General features: G+C 68.8%; 17 protein-coding genes. 5 read left to right on the top strand and 12 right to left on the bottom strand.

Annotation, left to right across the window (positions count from 1 at the left end):
- Positions 1 to 528: a diguanylate cyclase gene (locus HLB44_RS22470; protein WP_173127382.1), complete on the bottom strand. Its 528-nt coding sequence runs from the start codon at positions 526 to 528 to the stop codon at positions 1 to 3.
- A 197-nt stretch (positions 529 to 725) separates the two neighbouring features.
- Between HLB44_RS22470 and HLB44_RS22465 the strand changes: the two genes are divergently transcribed.
- The 5 genes from HLB44_RS22465 (at position 726) to HLB44_RS22445 (ending at position 7,348) form a co-directional block, all read left to right on the top strand.
- Complete coding sequence (locus HLB44_RS22465; protein WP_173127379.1) at positions 726 to 1,280, top strand: ECF-type sigma factor; 555 nt, start codon at positions 726 to 728, stop codon at positions 1,278 to 1,280.
- Between the two features lie 5 nt (positions 1,281 to 1,285).
- On the top strand, positions 1,286 to 3,997 hold the full coding sequence (locus tag HLB44_RS22460) for a serine/threonine protein kinase (RefSeq protein WP_173127376.1): 2,712 nt from the start codon (positions 1,286 to 1,288) through the stop codon (positions 3,995 to 3,997).
- Positions 3,998 to 4,015: 18 nt separating this feature from the next.
- Entirely contained in the window at positions 4,016 to 4,348 is a 333-nt protein-coding gene (locus HLB44_RS22455; RefSeq protein WP_173127373.1) for a hypothetical protein, read from the top strand.
- 99 nt (positions 4,349 to 4,447) lie between these two features.
- Complete coding sequence (locus HLB44_RS22450) at positions 4,448 to 6,964, top strand: Ig-like domain-containing protein (RefSeq protein WP_173127370.1); 2,517 nt, start codon at positions 4,448 to 4,450, stop codon at positions 6,962 to 6,964.
- A gap of 150 nt (positions 6,965 to 7,114) precedes the next feature.
- Complete coding sequence (locus HLB44_RS22445) at positions 7,115 to 7,348, top strand: hypothetical protein (RefSeq protein WP_173127367.1); 234 nt, start codon at positions 7,115 to 7,117, stop codon at positions 7,346 to 7,348.
- Positions 7,349 to 7,350: 2 nt separating this feature from the next.
- On the opposite strand, the gene HLB44_RS22440 is transcribed toward HLB44_RS22445, so the two are convergent.
- From HLB44_RS22440 to HLB44_RS22390, 11 genes are all read right to left on the bottom strand, one after another.
- On the bottom strand, positions 7,351 to 7,893 hold the full coding sequence (locus HLB44_RS22440; RefSeq protein WP_173127364.1) for a GNAT family N-acetyltransferase: 543 nt from the start codon (positions 7,891 to 7,893) through the stop codon (positions 7,351 to 7,353).
- Entirely contained in the window at positions 7,890 to 8,501 is a 612-nt protein-coding gene (locus HLB44_RS22435; RefSeq protein WP_173127362.1) for a helix-turn-helix domain-containing protein, read from the bottom strand. The genes HLB44_RS22440 and HLB44_RS22435 overlap by 4 nt, the downstream gene beginning before the upstream one ends.
- Before the next feature lie 36 nt (positions 8,502 to 8,537).
- Positions 8,538 to 9,503, bottom strand: a complete 966-nt coding sequence (locus HLB44_RS22430) for a Gfo/Idh/MocA family oxidoreductase (protein WP_173127359.1) — start codon at positions 9,501 to 9,503, stop codon at positions 8,538 to 8,540.
- Positions 9,503 to 10,348 (bottom strand): class III extradiol dioxygenase subunit beta, encoded by an 846-nt coding sequence (locus HLB44_RS22425; protein ID WP_173127356.1) that lies wholly within the window; start codon positions 10,346 to 10,348, stop codon positions 9,503 to 9,505. Before HLB44_RS22425 ends, HLB44_RS22430 begins: the two co-directional genes overlap by 1 nt.
- Positions 10,348 to 10,764, bottom strand: coding sequence for a protocatechuate 4,5-dioxygenase subunit alpha (ligA, locus tag HLB44_RS22420; protein ID WP_173127353.1), 417 nt, complete (start codon positions 10,762 to 10,764; stop codon positions 10,348 to 10,350). Before ligA ends, HLB44_RS22425 begins: the two co-directional genes overlap by 1 nt.
- 2 nt (positions 10,765 to 10,766) lie before the next feature.
- Positions 10,767 to 11,681: an amidohydrolase family protein gene (locus HLB44_RS22415; protein ID WP_173127350.1), complete on the bottom strand. Its 915-nt coding sequence runs from the start codon at positions 11,679 to 11,681 to the stop codon at positions 10,767 to 10,769.
- A gap of 25 nt (positions 11,682 to 11,706) precedes the next feature.
- Positions 11,707 to 12,681 (bottom strand): Bug family tripartite tricarboxylate transporter substrate binding protein, encoded by a 975-nt coding sequence (locus tag HLB44_RS22410; RefSeq protein ID WP_246312435.1) that lies wholly within the window; start codon positions 12,679 to 12,681, stop codon positions 11,707 to 11,709.
- Positions 12,682 to 12,710: 29 nt separating this feature from the next.
- Complete coding sequence (ligK, locus tag HLB44_RS22405; protein ID WP_173127344.1) at positions 12,711 to 13,394, bottom strand: 4-carboxy-4-hydroxy-2-oxoadipate aldolase/oxaloacetate decarboxylase; 684 nt, start codon at positions 13,392 to 13,394, stop codon at positions 12,711 to 12,713.
- A gap of 1 nt (position 13,395) precedes the next feature.
- A complete protein-coding gene (locus HLB44_RS22400; RefSeq protein WP_173127341.1) occupies positions 13,396 to 14,424 on the bottom strand; it encodes an amidohydrolase family protein in 1,029 nt (342 codons plus the stop codon).
- A gap of 22 nt (positions 14,425 to 14,446) precedes the next feature.
- Entirely contained in the window at positions 14,447 to 15,136 is a 690-nt protein-coding gene (locus tag HLB44_RS22395) for a substrate-binding domain-containing protein (RefSeq protein ID WP_173127338.1), read from the bottom strand.
- A 110-nt stretch (positions 15,137 to 15,246) separates the two neighbouring features.
- Positions 15,247 to 16,170 carry a LysR substrate-binding domain-containing protein gene (locus tag HLB44_RS22390; RefSeq protein ID WP_173127335.1) on the bottom strand — a complete coding sequence of 308 codons (924 nt, stop codon included), beginning with the start codon at positions 16,168 to 16,170 and terminating at the stop codon, positions 15,247 to 15,249.
- Between the last annotated feature and the right edge of the window lie 9 nt (positions 16,171 to 16,179).

Raw genomic sequence — 16,179 nt, 5'->3', positions numbered from 1 at the left:
TCAGAACGTCGCCGCCCGCACCAGGGCCGCGCCGCCGGCGCCGGCTTCGGGGAAGGCGGCATGGCCGACGCGCAGGCGCAGGTCGAGCAACTGATTGCCCAGGCGGTAGAGCCCGCCACCGGCCAGCGCCAGGCGCAGGCTGACCGCGCGCCCCGCGGCTTCGTTGGCACCGACGAGCACGACCCCAAAGCCGCGTCCGCCGATGCGCACCACCTGATCGACCGAGCGCACGCGACTGCACAGGCGGTGCGCGCATTCGGCGAGCACGCGCTGCTCCACCTCGTGCCCGGCGGCATAGCCGCCCGGGCCTTGCACGCTGTCCACCGTCAGGCGCAGCACCACGAGCGGCGCGCCCTGGCGCCGGCTGCGCGCCAAATGGCTGTCGACGATGGCCTCGAACTGCGCCGGGGCTTCGAGTTGCAGCGCCTGGTCGGTCGAGCGGTGGCGCAGCGCCCGGCGCGGCCCAGGTGGCCCGTCATCCTCGGCAGATTCCGGTGTCGTTGTCGTGCTTGCAAGAGACTGCTGCATCGGAGTTCTGCCGTCGTGAGCGCATCGGGTGAGGGTGACGGAAGCTCGCGGCGGCCGACTTGGCGCCTCCCTTGGTCGTCGCAAACTCCCGCCCCCTCACTGATCAGAAACGCAATCCGGGGTCGAAACCCGACACGGCCGGATACAGTCGCTCGAAAACAAGCCACCGTTGGGGCGCCGAAGACGCCGATGCCGGCATGACCGAGATCACCACCTTGCTGCGCGCAGCCAGCGCCGGCGACCGCCAGGCCGCCGACCGCGTGTTTGCGCTGCTGTACGCCGACCTGCAGCGGCTGGCGCACAGTCGGCTGCGCCGCTCGAGCGAGCTGACGCTGCTGGACACCACCGCGCTGGTCCACGAGTCGTTCCTGCGCCTCCAAGGTGGCGGCGGCGAACTGGACTTTCCGAACCGCGAGCACTTTCTCGGCTATGCGGCCAAGGTGATGCGCGCCGTCGTCGTCGACGTCGTGCGCGCACGCCATGCCGAGCGGCGCGGCGGCGATGCCGAGCACGTGACGCTGAACACGGCGGTCGGCGAGTCGGCCAGCCGCCACGACGGCGAGGTGCTGCGCGTGCACGAGGCACTGGACGAGCTGGCGGCGATGGAGCCGCGGCTCGCGCAGGTGGTCGAGCTGCGCTACTTCGGCGGCCTGTCGGAGACCGAGATCGCCGCCAGCCTGGGCGTCACCGACCGCACCGTGCAGCGCGACTGGCAGAAGGCGCGGCTGTTCCTGTCACTGGCGCTGAAATAGCCGGCATGGCGTTTCAGGACATCGACAAGGCGCGCTGGCCGCAGCTGTCGCCGCTGCTCGACGAACTGCTCGAGCTCGGCACGACTGCGCGGGCCGAGCGCCTGCGCGCGCTGCGCGACAGCGATCCGGCGCTGGCCGCGGACCTGGACACCCTGCTCGCCCGGCTCGAAGCCACCGAGCACGACGGCTTCCTCGAAACACCGGCGCTGCCGCCCCCGCCAGGCCTGGCCGGCCAGCGCGTCGGCGCCTACACGCTGGAGCGCGAGCTCGGCCGCGGCGGCATGGGCAGCGTCTGGCTCGCCCGCCGCACCGATGGCCGCTACGAAGGCCAGGTGGCGATCAAGTTCCTGCAGGCCGGGCTGTTCGGCCGCGGCGACGCCGCCCGCTTCGCGCGCGAGGGCAGCATCCTCGCCAAGCTCGCGCATCCGCACATCGCGCGCCTGCTCGATGCCGGCCACCTCGATCTGCCGGCACCGGGCCCGAGCCAGCCCTACCTGGTGCTCGAGTACGTCGAAGGGCTGCCGATCGACCGCCACTGCGACGAGCACGCGCTCGACCTGGCGGCGCGGCTGCGCCTCTTCCTCGACGTGCTGGACGCGGTCGGCCATGCGCACAACCGGCTGATCCTGCACCGCGACCTGAAGCCGTCGAACATCCTCGTCACCGCCGGCGGCGACGTGAAGCTGCTCGACTTCGGCATCGCCAAACTGCTCGACGCTGCCGACCAGCCGGCCGGCGCCAGCGAGCTGACGCAGCACGGCGGCCACGCCTTCACGCCGCAGTACGCGGCGCCCGAGCAGCTGCAGGCGGGCGACGTGACGACCGCCACCGACGTCTACGCGCTCGGCGTGCTGCTGTACCTGCTGCTCGGCGGCCGCCACCCGACCGGCCACGAGACCGACGCGCCGCTGCAGCGCCTGCAGGCGCTGGTCGAGCTCGAGCCGCCGCGGCTGTCCGACGCGGTGCTGCGCGAAGCGGGCCCGGCCGCCGTGCGGCGCGCCCGCGAGCTGCGCGGCGACCTGGACACCATCGTCGCCCGCGCGCTGAAGAAGGCGCCGGCCGAGCGCTACGCCAATGCCGGCGAGCTGGCCGATGACTTGAAGCGTTATCTCGATCACCAGCCGATCGCCGCGCGGCCGGATGCCTGGCGCTACCGGGCGGTGAAGTTCCTGCGCCGCAACCGCGTCGCGGTGCTGGCCGGTGCGGCGACGACGCTGGCGCTGGTCGGCGCCGCGGCGGTCGCGCTGAACGAGGCGCGCCAGGCCCGGGCGCAGCGCGTTCAGGCCGAGGGCCTGATCGAGTTCATGCTCGGCGACCTGCGCAAGAAGCTGCAGCCGGTCGGCCGGCTCGACGTGCTCGACGCAGTCGGCGAGCGCGCGCTCGGCCATTACGCGGCGCAAGACGCCGGGCGGCTGGATGCCGACTCCCTCGGCCGCCGCGCGCGCGCCCTGCACCTGATCGGCGAGATCGCCGAGCAGCGCGGCCAGCTCGACGAGGCGGCGCGGCGCTTCGGCCAGGCGGCCGAGTCGACGGCCGAGCTGTTGACGCGCTATCCCCACGACGCCCAGCGCATCTTCGATCATGCGCAGAGCGAATACTGGGTCGGTTTCATCGCCCGTCGACGCGGCTTGCCGCGTGACGCGGAAGCAGCCTTCGGGCGCTACCTCGAGCTTGCGCAGCGTCTCGTCAAGCTCGATCCGGTGAAGCCCGATTGGCGCGTCGAGGAAGCCTATGCGCGGCAGAACATCGGCGTATTGCTGCTCGAGAACGCGCGCCCGGCCGAAGCGCTGCAGGCCTTCGAGCGCACACAGGCGATCTGGCAGACCCTGGTCGAACAGCAGCCCGAGCTGAACAGCCAGTTCGCCAATACCCTGGGCTGGATCGCGAAGGCGCGTGAGGGGCTGCACGAGTACGCCGGCGCGATCGCCGCCCAGCGGGCCAAGCTGGCGCTGCTCGTGCGCTCGACCGACGCCGCCAAGGATCGACCGGCGCAGTATCTGCATGCCACCGGCCACAACGAGATCGGGCGGCTGCAATTGAGCCTTGGTCGCAACGACGAAGCCGCTGCGTCGGCCGAGCAGTCGGTGGCCGCCTTCGAGGTGCTGGTAACCGCCGAGACGAACAACCTGGACTGGCTGGCTCAGCTCGGCATGGCGCGCACCTATGTCGCCGAAGCGCGCCTCGCACTCGACCAACCGGCCGCCGCCCGAGCGCAGCTGGGGCCGCTGCGCCAGGGCTTGATCCGCCTGCTGTCCAAGCCGGATCGCAAGGCTCGATGGGAAGTCAACCTGAGAGGACGTGTCCTGCTGCTGCAGGCCGGCCTGGCCGACAACGCGGCGGCGACTGCCGCTGCCAGCGCAGACCTGGCCGAGTACTTCGCCGACTTGCACCGCTTCGAGGCCGCCGGCAAGACGCTGGACGCCGAGCAGCGGCGAATCGTTGCCGCCGCGGCCGTCGCCTACGGCGATCTGCTGGCGCGTCAAGGACGCCGCGATGACGCACACGCGCAGTGGCAGTCCGCGACGCAACGCCTGCAGCCGGGAGCCGCACGCGGGGAATTGCCGGCGGTCGCACTGCTGGGCCGCGCGCTGTGGCGAACCGGTGCAACTCAAGATGCGCGTACTTGGGCCGATAGAGTGGAACCAACAACCTACCGGCATCCCGACTACATCGACTTGCGCCAGAGGCTGGCGAAAGGGGTGCCGTCGGACCGGTGAACCCTTAAAAGAGGTCCCATGTCCGGCGTTCCTGTCCAGCCCGTCACCGTCACCGTCGACTCGAGCGGCACGATCCTCTGCAGTCCCGACCCGGTCATCGTCAAGGGCCCGAACGTCCTGCTCGCATTCAAGCTGAAGACCGACGGCTACGCGTTTGCCGAACGCAACGCCATCACCGTCGACAACCCAGGCAGCGACTTCCCTTACCCCTCCTGGACCGTCAAGCCGCAACTGGCGACCTTGCTCGATCTCGACGGAAAAGTCGGCAGCTACTCGTACAACGTGTCGGTCGTGCGCTGCGAGACCGGCGAATGCATCGACGGGGATCCGACCATCCAGAACGAGACATAAGTCGCGGCCGTCCGCCACGCTGCGGACGCTCGATGACCTTCAAGTCCGCCACGGCGGGGCCGATACGACGAACAATCCCGTCGTCCGACCCCGCCGCACATGACCACCGTCAACGAAGCCCTCACCGTCCAGTACTCCGGCGACTACCGCGCGGACGCGCTGATGCACGCGTTTGCGAACTGGAATTACCTCACGCCGGACATCACGCCGGCAGCGAACACGATCTATTTCACGTTCGCGATCGGTGGGCAGATCGGCGGCAATGCGCCGGACGGCTCGCCGCTGGCCTTCAACGCCGACCAGCAGAGCGCCGCGCGCGCGATCCTGGCCTATTGCGCCGGCGTCACCGGCATCCAGTTCGTCGAGACGACCGATGCGACGCAAGCCGACTTCCACTTCGCGAACGCAGACTTGAGCGGTGCGTCGACCGTCGGCCTGTGCCAGAGCACCTGGAGCTACGGCAGCAGCGGCGCCACGCTGACCTCCTACAGCGCCGAGGCCTACATCTACCTCGACGACGTCGAGTGGGGGGCGAGCAACGTCGACCCCGATCCCGGCGATGCGGCCTACGAATACCTGCTGCACGAGATCGGGCATGCGCTCGGCCTCGACCACCCGTTCTCCGGCGCCACCACCTTGCCGGCCGCCGAGGACAACACCGGCAACACGGTGATGTCGTACACCCATGTCGGGGCCATCAAGAGTGCATTCCAGGCCTACGACCTGCTGGCGCTGGCCTGGATCTATGGCGGCGACGGGCTCGGCGGCACCTCCGGCTACAACAGCACGCAGGGCCCTAGCCTGCCGGGGGCGCCGGCGCCTGCGCCCTCACCGTCGCCATCTCCATCGCCTTCACCATCCCCCAGCCCTTCGCCCGCGCCTTCGCCCTCACCCGCACCAGCGCCGCAGGACACCACAGCGCCGGAGCTGGTGGCGCTGACGCCAGGCGACGGCGCGATCAATGTCGCGCTCGGCACGACCATCGTGCTGCGCTTCAACGAGACGGTCCGTGCGGGCAGCGGCGCGATCGTCCTGACGACGGACGAGGGTACGGTCGTGCAGAGCTTCGCGCCGACGAGCAGCGCCTTGAGCTACTCCGGCATGACGTTGACGATCACGCCGAGCTCACAGTTGTCCTCCGGTGAAGGCTATCGCCTCAACGTGCCGCTCGGCGCCATCCTCGACACCGCGGGCAACGCCTACGCCGGCATCGGCAGCTACGACTTCACGACGCTGGGGCCGCCCGACCTCATCCCCCCGGTCGTGCAGGCCGCCACGCCGAGCACCGGGGCGACGGGCATCGCAGTCACCAGCAACCTGCAGATCACCTTCAATGAATCGGTGCGGGCCGGCAGCGGCCGCATTGAGCTGAGGACCGCCAGCGGTACGCTGGTGCAGGCCTTCGACGTCGGGGCCGGCGCGGGCGTGCTGTTCTTCGGCAACACCGTGACCATCGACCCGACCGCGCCGCTGGACTACTCCACCGGCTACCGGCTGGAGCTGCCGGCCGGCAGCGTGGTCGATCTCGCGGGCAATGCCTTCGCCGGCTCGGTCACCCACAATTTCACGACGAGCGCGCCACCGGACCTCACGACACCGACGCTGCTCGGTGCCACGCCGGGGAATGGCGGCAGCACGTCGGACCTCGCCGCGCCGCTGACGCTTCGCTTCAGCGAGCCGGTGGTGGCCGGCAGTGGCTTCATCAACCTGCGCACGGCCGACGGCCAGCTGGTCGAACAGTTCAGCGTGAAGTTCAGCAGCCGTGTGCGCTTCGACGGCGACACCTTGAGCATCGATCCGACGGCCGACCTGCGCGCCGGCACGAGCTATCGGCTCGAGATCGCTGCCGGCACCGTGAAGGACCTGGCCGGCAACACCATCTACACGGCCCAGCAGCTGCAGTTCAATGCCACCGCACCGGTCGCTGCGCTCGACCTGCGCGGCGGCACCGGGGACGATCGCCTCGACGGCGGTGCCGGCAACGACAAGCTCGACGGCGCCGCGGGCGACGACCGCCTCAACGGCGGCGCCGGCAACGACACGCTGCGCGGCGCCGATGGCATCGATCTGGCGGCGTTCGCGCTCGCTCGCACGAGCTACCAGCTCGTGCCGCTGCAGGCCGGGCAATGGCAGGTCAAGGCGATGAGCGGCGGCGAGGGCACCGACACGGTGGCCGAAGTCGAGCGCCTGGCGTTCGCCGACACGCACCTGGCGTTGGACCTCGCCGGCCATGCGGGCGACGTCGCCCGGCTGATCGGTGCGCTGTTCGGGCCGAGCTACGTGGCCGATGCAGGGCTGGTGGGTATCGGCCTGGCATTTCTCGACGAAGGCATGTCGATGATGGCGCTCACCGAGCTCGCGCTCGGCACTGACTTCTTCGTCGGGCTCGCCGGTGGCAGCGGTCATCGTGAACTGGTCGGACAACTGTGGCGCAACGTCATCGGCGGCACGCCCGACGAGCCGACGCTGCAGTACTTTGTCGGGTCGCTGGACCGCGGCGACTGGTCCCCAACCAGCCTGGCGCTGTTGGCGCTGCAAACAAGTGAAGCGGCGGCGCGCATCGACTTGGCGGGGCTTGCGGAAACCGGCCTGCCCTACCTGCCCTACGTCGCTTGACGTGGCGCGCCGCGTCGGTTGGCCGGCCGGCCGCGGGGTTGTCGTTATGTCAAATTTTGCCTGCCATGGCACAATGCTGGCCGGGACGGTTCTTGCTTTCTTTGAAGTGCCCCGCTTCAGTCATGCCGCGCCCCCAGCCCCCGCACCCTCATGAGCAAAGCCGATACCAAGACCTCCATCGATGCCGACGGCCTGCGCTACCGCAGCAAGACCCCGGGTTCTCCGTTCACCGCCGCCGGCGCCTTCGGGGCCGCGACGATGTCGTGCTTTCTCTGCGGCAAGCACCGTCCGCGCAGCGCATTGAAGTCGCGCCGCTTGCTCGGCAAGGCGCAATTCGTCTGCTCACCCAGCTGCAAGGAAGCTGACAACCCCACCAAGGCCTGAACCTAGACGGCCGGCGCCCCCAGCGCCTTGTAGAACACCGTCGTGCCGCAGAACCCGCCGCGCGGCCACAACGCGTAGGCGGGAATCTCACCGACCCGCTGCCATCCCAGGCGCGCGTACAGCCGCTCGGCATCGCCGCCGGTGACGGTGTCGAGCACCAGCAGCTCCTTTCCTGCATCACGCGCCGCCCGTTCGGCGGCCGTCATCAGCGCCGCGCCGAGCCCGCGCTTGCGCCCGCGGCGATGCACCAGCATCTTCGCGATGTCACCGCGGTGCGGCTGGTTGTCCGGCTGCGCCAGCACCACCTGCACCGTGCCTTCGATGATGCCGTCGGCATCCCGCGCGACGAGCACGATGCGCTCGCCCGCCGCCGCGCTGCGCAATACGCCTTGCCAGAAGCTGCGCGCCCGTTCCCGCGGCAGCGGCCACATGAAGGACACCGAAGCGCCGGCTTCGACGCAATCGATCAGCACGTCGCTGAGCTGATCGATCGCCGACGTGTCGTCCGGCGAGGGTTCGAGGCGACTGATCGAAGGCGGGCTCATGCTGTTCTCCTGGTGGCCGGAGCGTGGTTCTCGGCGGTGATGGCAACGAGGTAGCGGGCGGCCTGCCGCCCCGGATTGGCGAAGACGATCGGGCGGTCCAGGCGCATCGCCAGGCAGTCGCCGACGGCCAGCGCGTGCACCGCGTCGCCGAGCGTGATCTCGAGCGAACCCGCGATCAACCAGATCTGCTGATGAACGGCGACGTCGCGCGGACCGCTCTCGTAGGCGACACGAGCCCCGGCCGGAAACTCGACCTCGACCAGTTGGATCGGTGACGGGAACGCCGGCGGTGAGAGATTGCGACGCAGGTAACCCGATTGCGGATCGCGCCACTCGGCCTGCTCGCGGCGCGGCGCCAGCGGCGTCGGCTCGCCGTGCGGCGCGGCGAACAGGTCGGCCAGCATCACGCCCAGGCCCGTCGCCAGCTTCTCGAGCACCACCGCAGTCGGGCTCGCCTCGCCGCGCTCGATCAGCGAGATCATCGAGCGGCTGACGCCGCAATGGGCGGCCAGCGCGTCGAGCGATTGGCCACGCTCGGCGCGCAGGTCCCGCACGCGGCGGGCGATGCGGCGATGGACGTCGCGGTCGTCGGGTGATTCATCCTTCATGATGGACGAAAGTGTCCACCATAATGGATGAGCCGGTCAAGCGCTCTGGAGCTGTTCCTCGAGCCGGTGCAGCACCTGGTAGCACGGCAGCACCTGCGCGACGCTGGCGTTCGGCTCGCGCCCCTCGCGGATCGCGGCGAAGAGCTCGCGGTCCTGCAACTCAATGCCGTTCATCGACACATCGACCTTGGAGACGTCGATCTTCTGATCCTTGCCGTCGACCAGATCGTCATAACGCGCAATGTACGTGCCGGTGTCGCCGATGTAGCGGAAGAAGGTGCCGATCGGTCCGTCGTTGTTGAAGCTCAAAGACAGCGTGCAGATCGCGCCGGTCGAGCTCTTCAGCTGGATCGACATGTCCATCGCGATGCCGAGCGCGGGATGGATCGGCCCCTGGACCGCATTGGCCTGCACGATCGTGCCGCCGGTCTGGTAGGCGAACAGATCGACCGTGTGCGCCGCGTGGTGCCACAGCAGGTGGTCGGTCCAGCTGCGCGGCTGGCCTAGCGCGTTCATGTTGGTGCGGCGGAAGAAGTAGGTCTGCACGTCCATCTGCTGCAGCTGGAGCTCACCGGCGGCGATCTTCCGGTGCACCCACTGGTGGCTCGGATTGAAGCGCCGCGTGTGGCCGCACATCGCCACCAGCCCGGTCTTCTTCTGCAGCTCGACGACCGCCTGCGCATCCTTCCAGCTGTCGGCCAGCGGGATCTCCACCTGAACGTGCTTGCCCGCCTTCAGGCAGGCGATCGCCTGAGCCGCGTGCATCTGCGTCGGCGTGCACAGGATCACCGCATCGACCTCGGGCAGCGCCAGGCTGTCGGCGAGCTCGGTGGTGCAATGCCCGATGCCGTACTTGGCGGCGACTTCCTTCGTCTTGTCGAGCTCGCGGCTGACCAGCGAGACCACCTCGACGCCGTCGATCAGCTTGATCGCGTCGAGGTGCTTGATGCCGAACGCGCCGGCGCCGGCGAGCGCCACCTTGATCGTCTTCGTTGTCGTCATCAGGTGTTCTCCAGGATCAGGTGACCGACGGCGGTGTTCGACGCCGGCACATGGTAGAAGCGGTGCACCACTTTCGGCGCCCGCCCTTCGGCCATCGCGCCGCGCGCAATCAGCCACATCACGAGCTCGATACCTTCACTGCCCGCTTCACGCACGTAGTCGATGTGCGGCACCGCGGCTTGGCCGGCAGGATCAGCGATCAGCCGGTCGAGGAACGCGTTGTCGAACTCGCGGTTGATCAGGCCGGCACGCGGACCTTGCAGCTGGTGGCTCATGCCGCCGGTGCCCCAGATGTGCACGTTCAAGTCCTCGTCGTAGGACTCGATCGCCTTGCGGATCGCCTGGCCGAGCAGCCAGCAGCGCCGCCCCGACGGCACCGGGTACTGAACGACGTTGACGGCAAACGGGATCACCGGGCAGGGCCAGGCGTCGGGTTGCCCGCACATCAGCGACAGCGGCACCGTGAGCCCATGGTCGACGTCCATCCTGTTGACGATGGTCAGATCGAAATCATCCTGGATCACCGATTGCGCAATGTGCGACGCGAGCTGCGGATGGCCGATCACTTTGGGCACTGGGCGCGGTCCCCAGCCCTCGTCGGCCGGGTTGAACTGCTCCGCGCAGCCGATCGCGAAGGTCGGGATCATCTCCAGGCTGAAGGCGCTGGCGTGGTCGTTGTAGACCAGGAAGATCACGTCCGGCTTGTTGTCGCGCATCCACTGCTTCGACGGCTCGTAGCCCTTGAAGAGGGGTTGCCAATACGGGTCGGCCGTCTTGCCGAGATCGAGTGCGGCGCCGATCGCCGGCACGTGCGAGGTGTAGACGCTCGCGGTGATGCGGGCCATCAGCTGCCCTCCTTGGTGTTTTTCGATGCGACCTGCTCGCCGATGAAGCGGTTGCCCGCGGCCGGGCGGCCGCCGGCCAGCATCATCGCGGCGTACTCTTCCTGCGACATGCCGGTCATCGTCGCTGCCATGTACTGGAAGCTCTTGCCGTCGGTGGCGCCGATCTTGGCGAGGAAGTAGATGTTGCCGCCGAGCTCGATGCAGCGGTTGAGATCACGCGCCAGCACCGCCTGCTTCTGCTGCTCGGTCATCGGCCACTCGTCGAGGTAGGCGCGCTCGTCGGCCTTGAAGCGCTCGCGGTTCGGCGCCTTCATCAGCGACATGCAGAACTGGTTCAGGTGGTAGCCCAGGCGCGACATCTCGGCATCGAAGATGGTCGTGCCGGGCACATCCAGATAGGGTTTGTTCAGCGACATGCTCAGACCTCCTCGGGCCAGTACAGCCGCATCGGGTTCGTCACCAGCAGCTTCTTCTGCAGCTCGGGCGTCGTCGCGATGTGCGGGATGAAGTCGACCAGCAGGCCGTCGTCGGGCATGTGGTCCTTCAGGTTCGGATGCGGCCAGTCGGTGCCCCACAACACGCGGTCGGGAAAGGTCTCGACGATGCGGCGCGCGAAGGGCACGACATCGCGGTAGGCGGCCTGCTCGCCGTTCAGCGCCGGCGGACCGGCCACCGACAGCCGCTCCGGGCAGCTGACCTTGCTCCAGACGTTCGGATGCTCGCGCATGAACTTCACGAACAGCTCGAACTCCGGCCCGTCGATGGGCTTGGTCACGTCGGGCCGACCCATGTGGTCGACGACGATCGTCGTCGGCAGCGCGGTGAAGAAGTCCCACAGCTCGGGCAGGTCCTGCGCCTCGAAATAGATAACGACGTGCCAGCCGAGCTTCGCGATGCGGCCGGCGATCTCCAGCAGCTCGTCCTTCGGCGTGAAGTCGACCAGCCGCTTGACGAAGTTGAAGCGCACGCCGCGCACGCCGGCGTCGTGCAGCGCTTGCAGCTCGTCGTCGCTGACGCTGCGCCTGACGGTGGCAATGCCGCGCGCCTTGCCCTCGGACGCGCGGCAGGCATCGGCCATCGCGCGGTTGTCGGCGCCGTGGCAGGTGGCCTGGACGATCACATTGCGTGCAAAGCCGAGCTGATCGCGCAGCGCGAACAGCTGCTGCTTCGACGCGTCGCACGGCGTGTACTTGCGCTCCGGCGCGAACGGGAACTCGGCGCCCGGGCCGAAGACGTGGCAATGCGCATCGACGCTGCCCGGCGGCACGATGAAGGTCGGCTTGGCCGGACCGGCGTACCAGTCGAGCCAGCCGGCGGTCTTCTGAAAGCTCATGTCGATGTCCCCCGGCGTTGGCATGTCAGTCGAGCGAGGCCTTGGCCCGCTTGACCACGTCGGCATAACGCGCCGACTCGCTCTGGATGAAGGTGTTGAACTGCTCGCGCGTCGCCGGAAAGGTCTCGTAGCCGAAGGTCGCGTAGCGCTCCTTAATGTCCGGCTCGGACAGCGCCTTCTCGATGTCGCGCTGGATCTTGTCGGCGACCGCCCTCGGCAGGCCCTTGGGCGCGGCGATCGTCGTCCAGCCGGTGACCTCGTAGCCGGCGGGGCCACCGGACTCGGCGACGGTCGGCACGTCCGGGAACGCCGCATGGCGCTTCGGCGCGGTGACGCCGATGAACTTCAGCTTGCCGCCGCGCTGCAGCGGCCCGGCGGTGGCCATCGTGCCGAGCGCGAAGTTCAGCTCGCCGTTGGCCACGCCGGTGTACAGCATCGACGTCTCCTTGTAGATCACGTGCTGCATCTGCGTATTGGTCATCGATTCGAGCAGCGCCGAGCCCAGGTGCACAGGGTTGCCGACCGACCACGAGCCGTAGTTCAGCGCACCCGGCTTGGCCTTGGCCTCGGCCAGGATGTCGCCGACCGTCTTGTACTTGCTGTCGGCACCGACCGCGACGAAGAAGTAGGCGCGGAACAGCGGCAGCAGCGGATCGAAGTCCTTGACCGGGTCGTAAGGCAGCTTCTTGAACAGGTGCGGATAAGCCGACAGGTGCACGTTGTCGAGCTGGATCAGCTCGTGGCCATCGGTCGCCGCGCGCTTCCAGGCGTCGATCGCGATGAAGCCGTTGGCACCGGGGCGGTTCTCGACGATCACCGGCTTGCCCCAGGCCTTCTGCAGCTTCTCGGCCAGGATGCGCAGAACAGCCTCGGGGCCGGCACCGGCCGGGAACGGGGTGATGATGCGCACCGGCTTGGTCGGGAACTCCTGCGCCTGCGCGAGCGGGGTGGCGAGCAGCGCGGCAGCCGTCAGGCCGAACGCAACAAGGGACTTCAGCAGCTTCACGTGTTTTGTCTCCAACGACGTCGTCAATCGATGTAGCGCAGGCCGGCTTTTTCCAGCGGCTCGCGCATCTTGTACATGTCCAGGCCGAGCACGCCGGAGGCGAGCTTCGCGCGCTTGTCGGCCTCGTTCGCCTCGCGCTTGGCGGCAGCCTCGGCGGTGGCAATCGCCATCGCCGCCGGCACGATCACGACGCCATCGTCGTCGGCGACGATCACGTCGCCCGGGTGCACCAGTGCGCCGGCGCAGACCAGCGGCACGTTGACCGAGCCGAGCGTCGCCTTGATCGTGCCCTTGCTGCTGATGGCCCGGCTCCACACCGGGAAGCCCATCTCGGTCAGGTCGCGCACGTCGCGCACGCCGGCGTCGATCACCAGGCCGCGTGCGCCCTGGGCCTTGAAGGACGTTGCCAGCAGGTCGCCGAAATAACCGTCGAAGCACTCGGCCGTGACCGCGGCGATGACGATGTCGCCGTCGCGGATCTGCTCGGCGGCGACGTGCATCATCCAGTTGTCGCCCGGCTGCAGCAGCACCGTCACTGCCGTGCCGGAGATGCGTGCGCCGGCGTAGATCGGCCGCATGTAGGGCTTGAGCAGGCCGACGCGGCCCATCGCCTCGTGCACCGTGGCCGAGCCGAAGCGGGCCAGCTCGTCGGCCGCCGCGCGGTCGGCGCGCACGATGTTGCGCTTCACGACACCCAGTTCGTACATCTCAGATCCCCTTGGCTTTGAGCGCCGCATCGAGGCGCGGGAACACGCGGCGCGCATTGCCTTCGTAGACCTTGTGCTTGTCTTCGGCACTGAGGATCGTCGAGGCCTCGATGTAGCGCTTGGTGTCGTCGTAGTAGTGGCCGGTCTCGGGGTCGATGCCGCGCACCGCGCCGATCATTTCGCTGGCGAACAGGATGTTGTCGACCGGGATCACCGTCGTCAGCAGGTCGATGCCGGGCTGGTGGTAGACGCAGGTGTCGAAGAAGATGTTCTTCAGCAGGTGCTCCTGCAGCAGCGGTTTCTTCAGCTCCTGCGCCAGGCCGCGGAAGCGGCCCCAGTGGTAGGGCACCGCGCCGCCGCCGTGAGGGATCAGGAACTTCAGCGTCGGGAAGTCCTTGAACAGGTCCGAGGTCAGGCACTGCATGAATGCCGTCGTGTCGGCATTCAGGTAGTGCGCACCGGTGGTGTGGAAGCAGGCATTGCAGCTGGTCGAGACGTGGATCATCGCGGGGATGTCCAGCTCGACCATCTTTTCGTAGATCGGGTACCACTGGCGGTCGCTCAGCGGCGGCGAGGTCCAGTGCCCGCCCGACGGATCGGGGTTCAGGTTGATGCCGACGAAGCCGTAGTCCTTGACGCATTTCTCGAGCTCGGGGATGCAGGTCTTCGGATCGACGCCGGGCGACTGCGGCAGCATCGCAGCGCCGATGAAGTGGTCGGGGAACAGCTGGCTGACGCGGTAACAGAGCTCGTTGCAGATCGCCGCCCAGGTCGACGACACCTCGAAGTCGCCGATGTGGTGCGCCATGAAGCTGGCGCGCGGGCTGAAGATCGTCAGGTCGCTGCCGCGCTCGCGCATCTTCGCGAGCTGGTTGGTCTCGATCGTTTCGCGCAGCTCGTCGTCGCTGATCTTCAGCTCGGCGACCGAAGGCCTCAGCGCCGGATCGGTGATGCCGGCGATCTGCCGGTTGCGCCAGGCTTCGAGCGCCTTGGGCGCCGTCGTGTAGTGGCCGTGGACGTCGATGATCATCGGATGGCTCCTCTGGGGGTCTTCACGCCGGCTCCATGCCGTGGCGGCGTTTGGTGTCTGCGGCATCCGCGGACGCCATGAAGTGAAGCAGGCGCCGCACGGCATCCGCGCGGTGCGAGCTGGCGCCGATGCCGGCGGAGAACGTCGTCAAGACCTGGATCTCAGGCGGCAGCGGCCCGAGCACGGTGATGCCGCCGAGGTGCATCAGCTCGCTCAGCTGCTGGAAGCCCAGCTCGACCTCGCCGTTCGCGACCAGCGTGCCGACGGGCACGCCGGGCGGCGCCTGGACGATGCGGTCGCGGATCAGGTCGGCGATGCCCCAGCGCTCGAACAGCCGCGCCAGGTGCACGCCGCTGGGGCCGGTGGAGTAGCTGAGGCTGCGCGCCGCGAGCACGGCCTGCCGCACGGCGTCTTCCGAGGTCACGTCGGGCTGCGCCGCACCGGCTCGAACCGCGATCGCGACGCCCGAATGCACCAGGTCGACCTTGCTGCCGTCGACGAGGCAGCCGGCAGCGATCAGCGCATCGATGGCGTTCGATGCCAGCACGACCAGATCGAACGGCTCGCCACCCTGCACGCGCTTGGCCGCGTCCACGCCACCGACCGATTCGATCGCCACCGGCTCGCCGCCACGCTGCGCGAACGCGGCAGTCAGCTCGGCCAGCACCTGACGGGTGGCCATCGAAGAAATGCCGCGGAGGGGGTCTTGCATGGGCCGCGATTCTGGGCGCCGGACCCCCGCCGCACTAGGCGTTGGCTCCCATAGCAGTTATCGCAGCGCGGCATGGCCGCTGCCGCCAGGCCATCGCAGGATGCAATGAGTCAGCCGGGCTGGGAATGCGCGGCGGTACCCTGCGGCAGGCTGCGCGCGAGCTCGGCCAGCAGCTTGATCGTCTGCCGCATCAACGGGCTCGGCCGCTTGTGCGCGGAAACGGCCAGGCACAGCACGCTGGTCAGCGGCGGATCGCTCAGCGGCCGGGCGACCAGCTCGTCAGCGCGCCCGCTGGCAGCGACGGCACTGGCGGTGAGCACCGCGTGGCCATAACCGGCGCAGACCAGGTCGATGATCGCGGCGATGCTCGAGACCTCCCAGGCGATCTCCAGCTTCAGCCCGATCAGTGCCGCCTGCGTCTCGAGCAGCCGCCGGATCACGTGCGAGCGCTCCGGCATGATCAGCGGCAGCCGGGCCAGCTCGCGCATCGGCAGCGGGCCGCGCACCGCATCGGCCGTGCTGGCGCGCGCCACCAGGCACAGGGGCTCGTCGAGCACCGGCGTGATCTCCAGCGACGGCTGCGCCTCGGGGTTGTAGAGCAGGCCGACGTCGACGCGGCCGGTGATGATCCATTCGACGATGTGCGCCGACAGCCCTTCGACGATCGCCAGCCGTGCGCCGGGCAGCTTGCGCTTGAAGGCGTCGATCAGCGGCAGCGTCAGCTGGCGGCCGATCGTGGGCGGCACGCCGACGCTGATGTGCCCGACCGGCGCGTCGCGCGACGCGCCCATGTCCTCGCGCGCCTGCGCCACCGCCTGCAGGATCGAGATGCCATGCTCGAAGAGGCGCCGGCCCGCTTCGGTCAGCACGACGCCGCGGCCGTTGCGCAGCAGCAGCGTCTCGCGCAGGTCGGTCTCCAGCGCACGCACCTGCCGGCTCAGCGCCGGCTGCGCGATGTTCAGCACCAGCGCGGCCTTGCTGAAGCTGCCGAGCTCGGCCACGTGCACGAAGTATTCGAGCTGCTTGAGGTTCACGCGTGGATT

This window comes from Pseudaquabacterium terrae, from assembly GCF_013266755.1.
GTDB lineage: Bacteria > Pseudomonadota > Gammaproteobacteria > Burkholderiales > Burkholderiaceae_C > Pseudaquabacterium > Pseudaquabacterium terrae.
The sequence above is the reverse complement of the archived record's forward strand: the minus strand, read 5'-3'. Positions and strand labels throughout refer to the sequence as shown.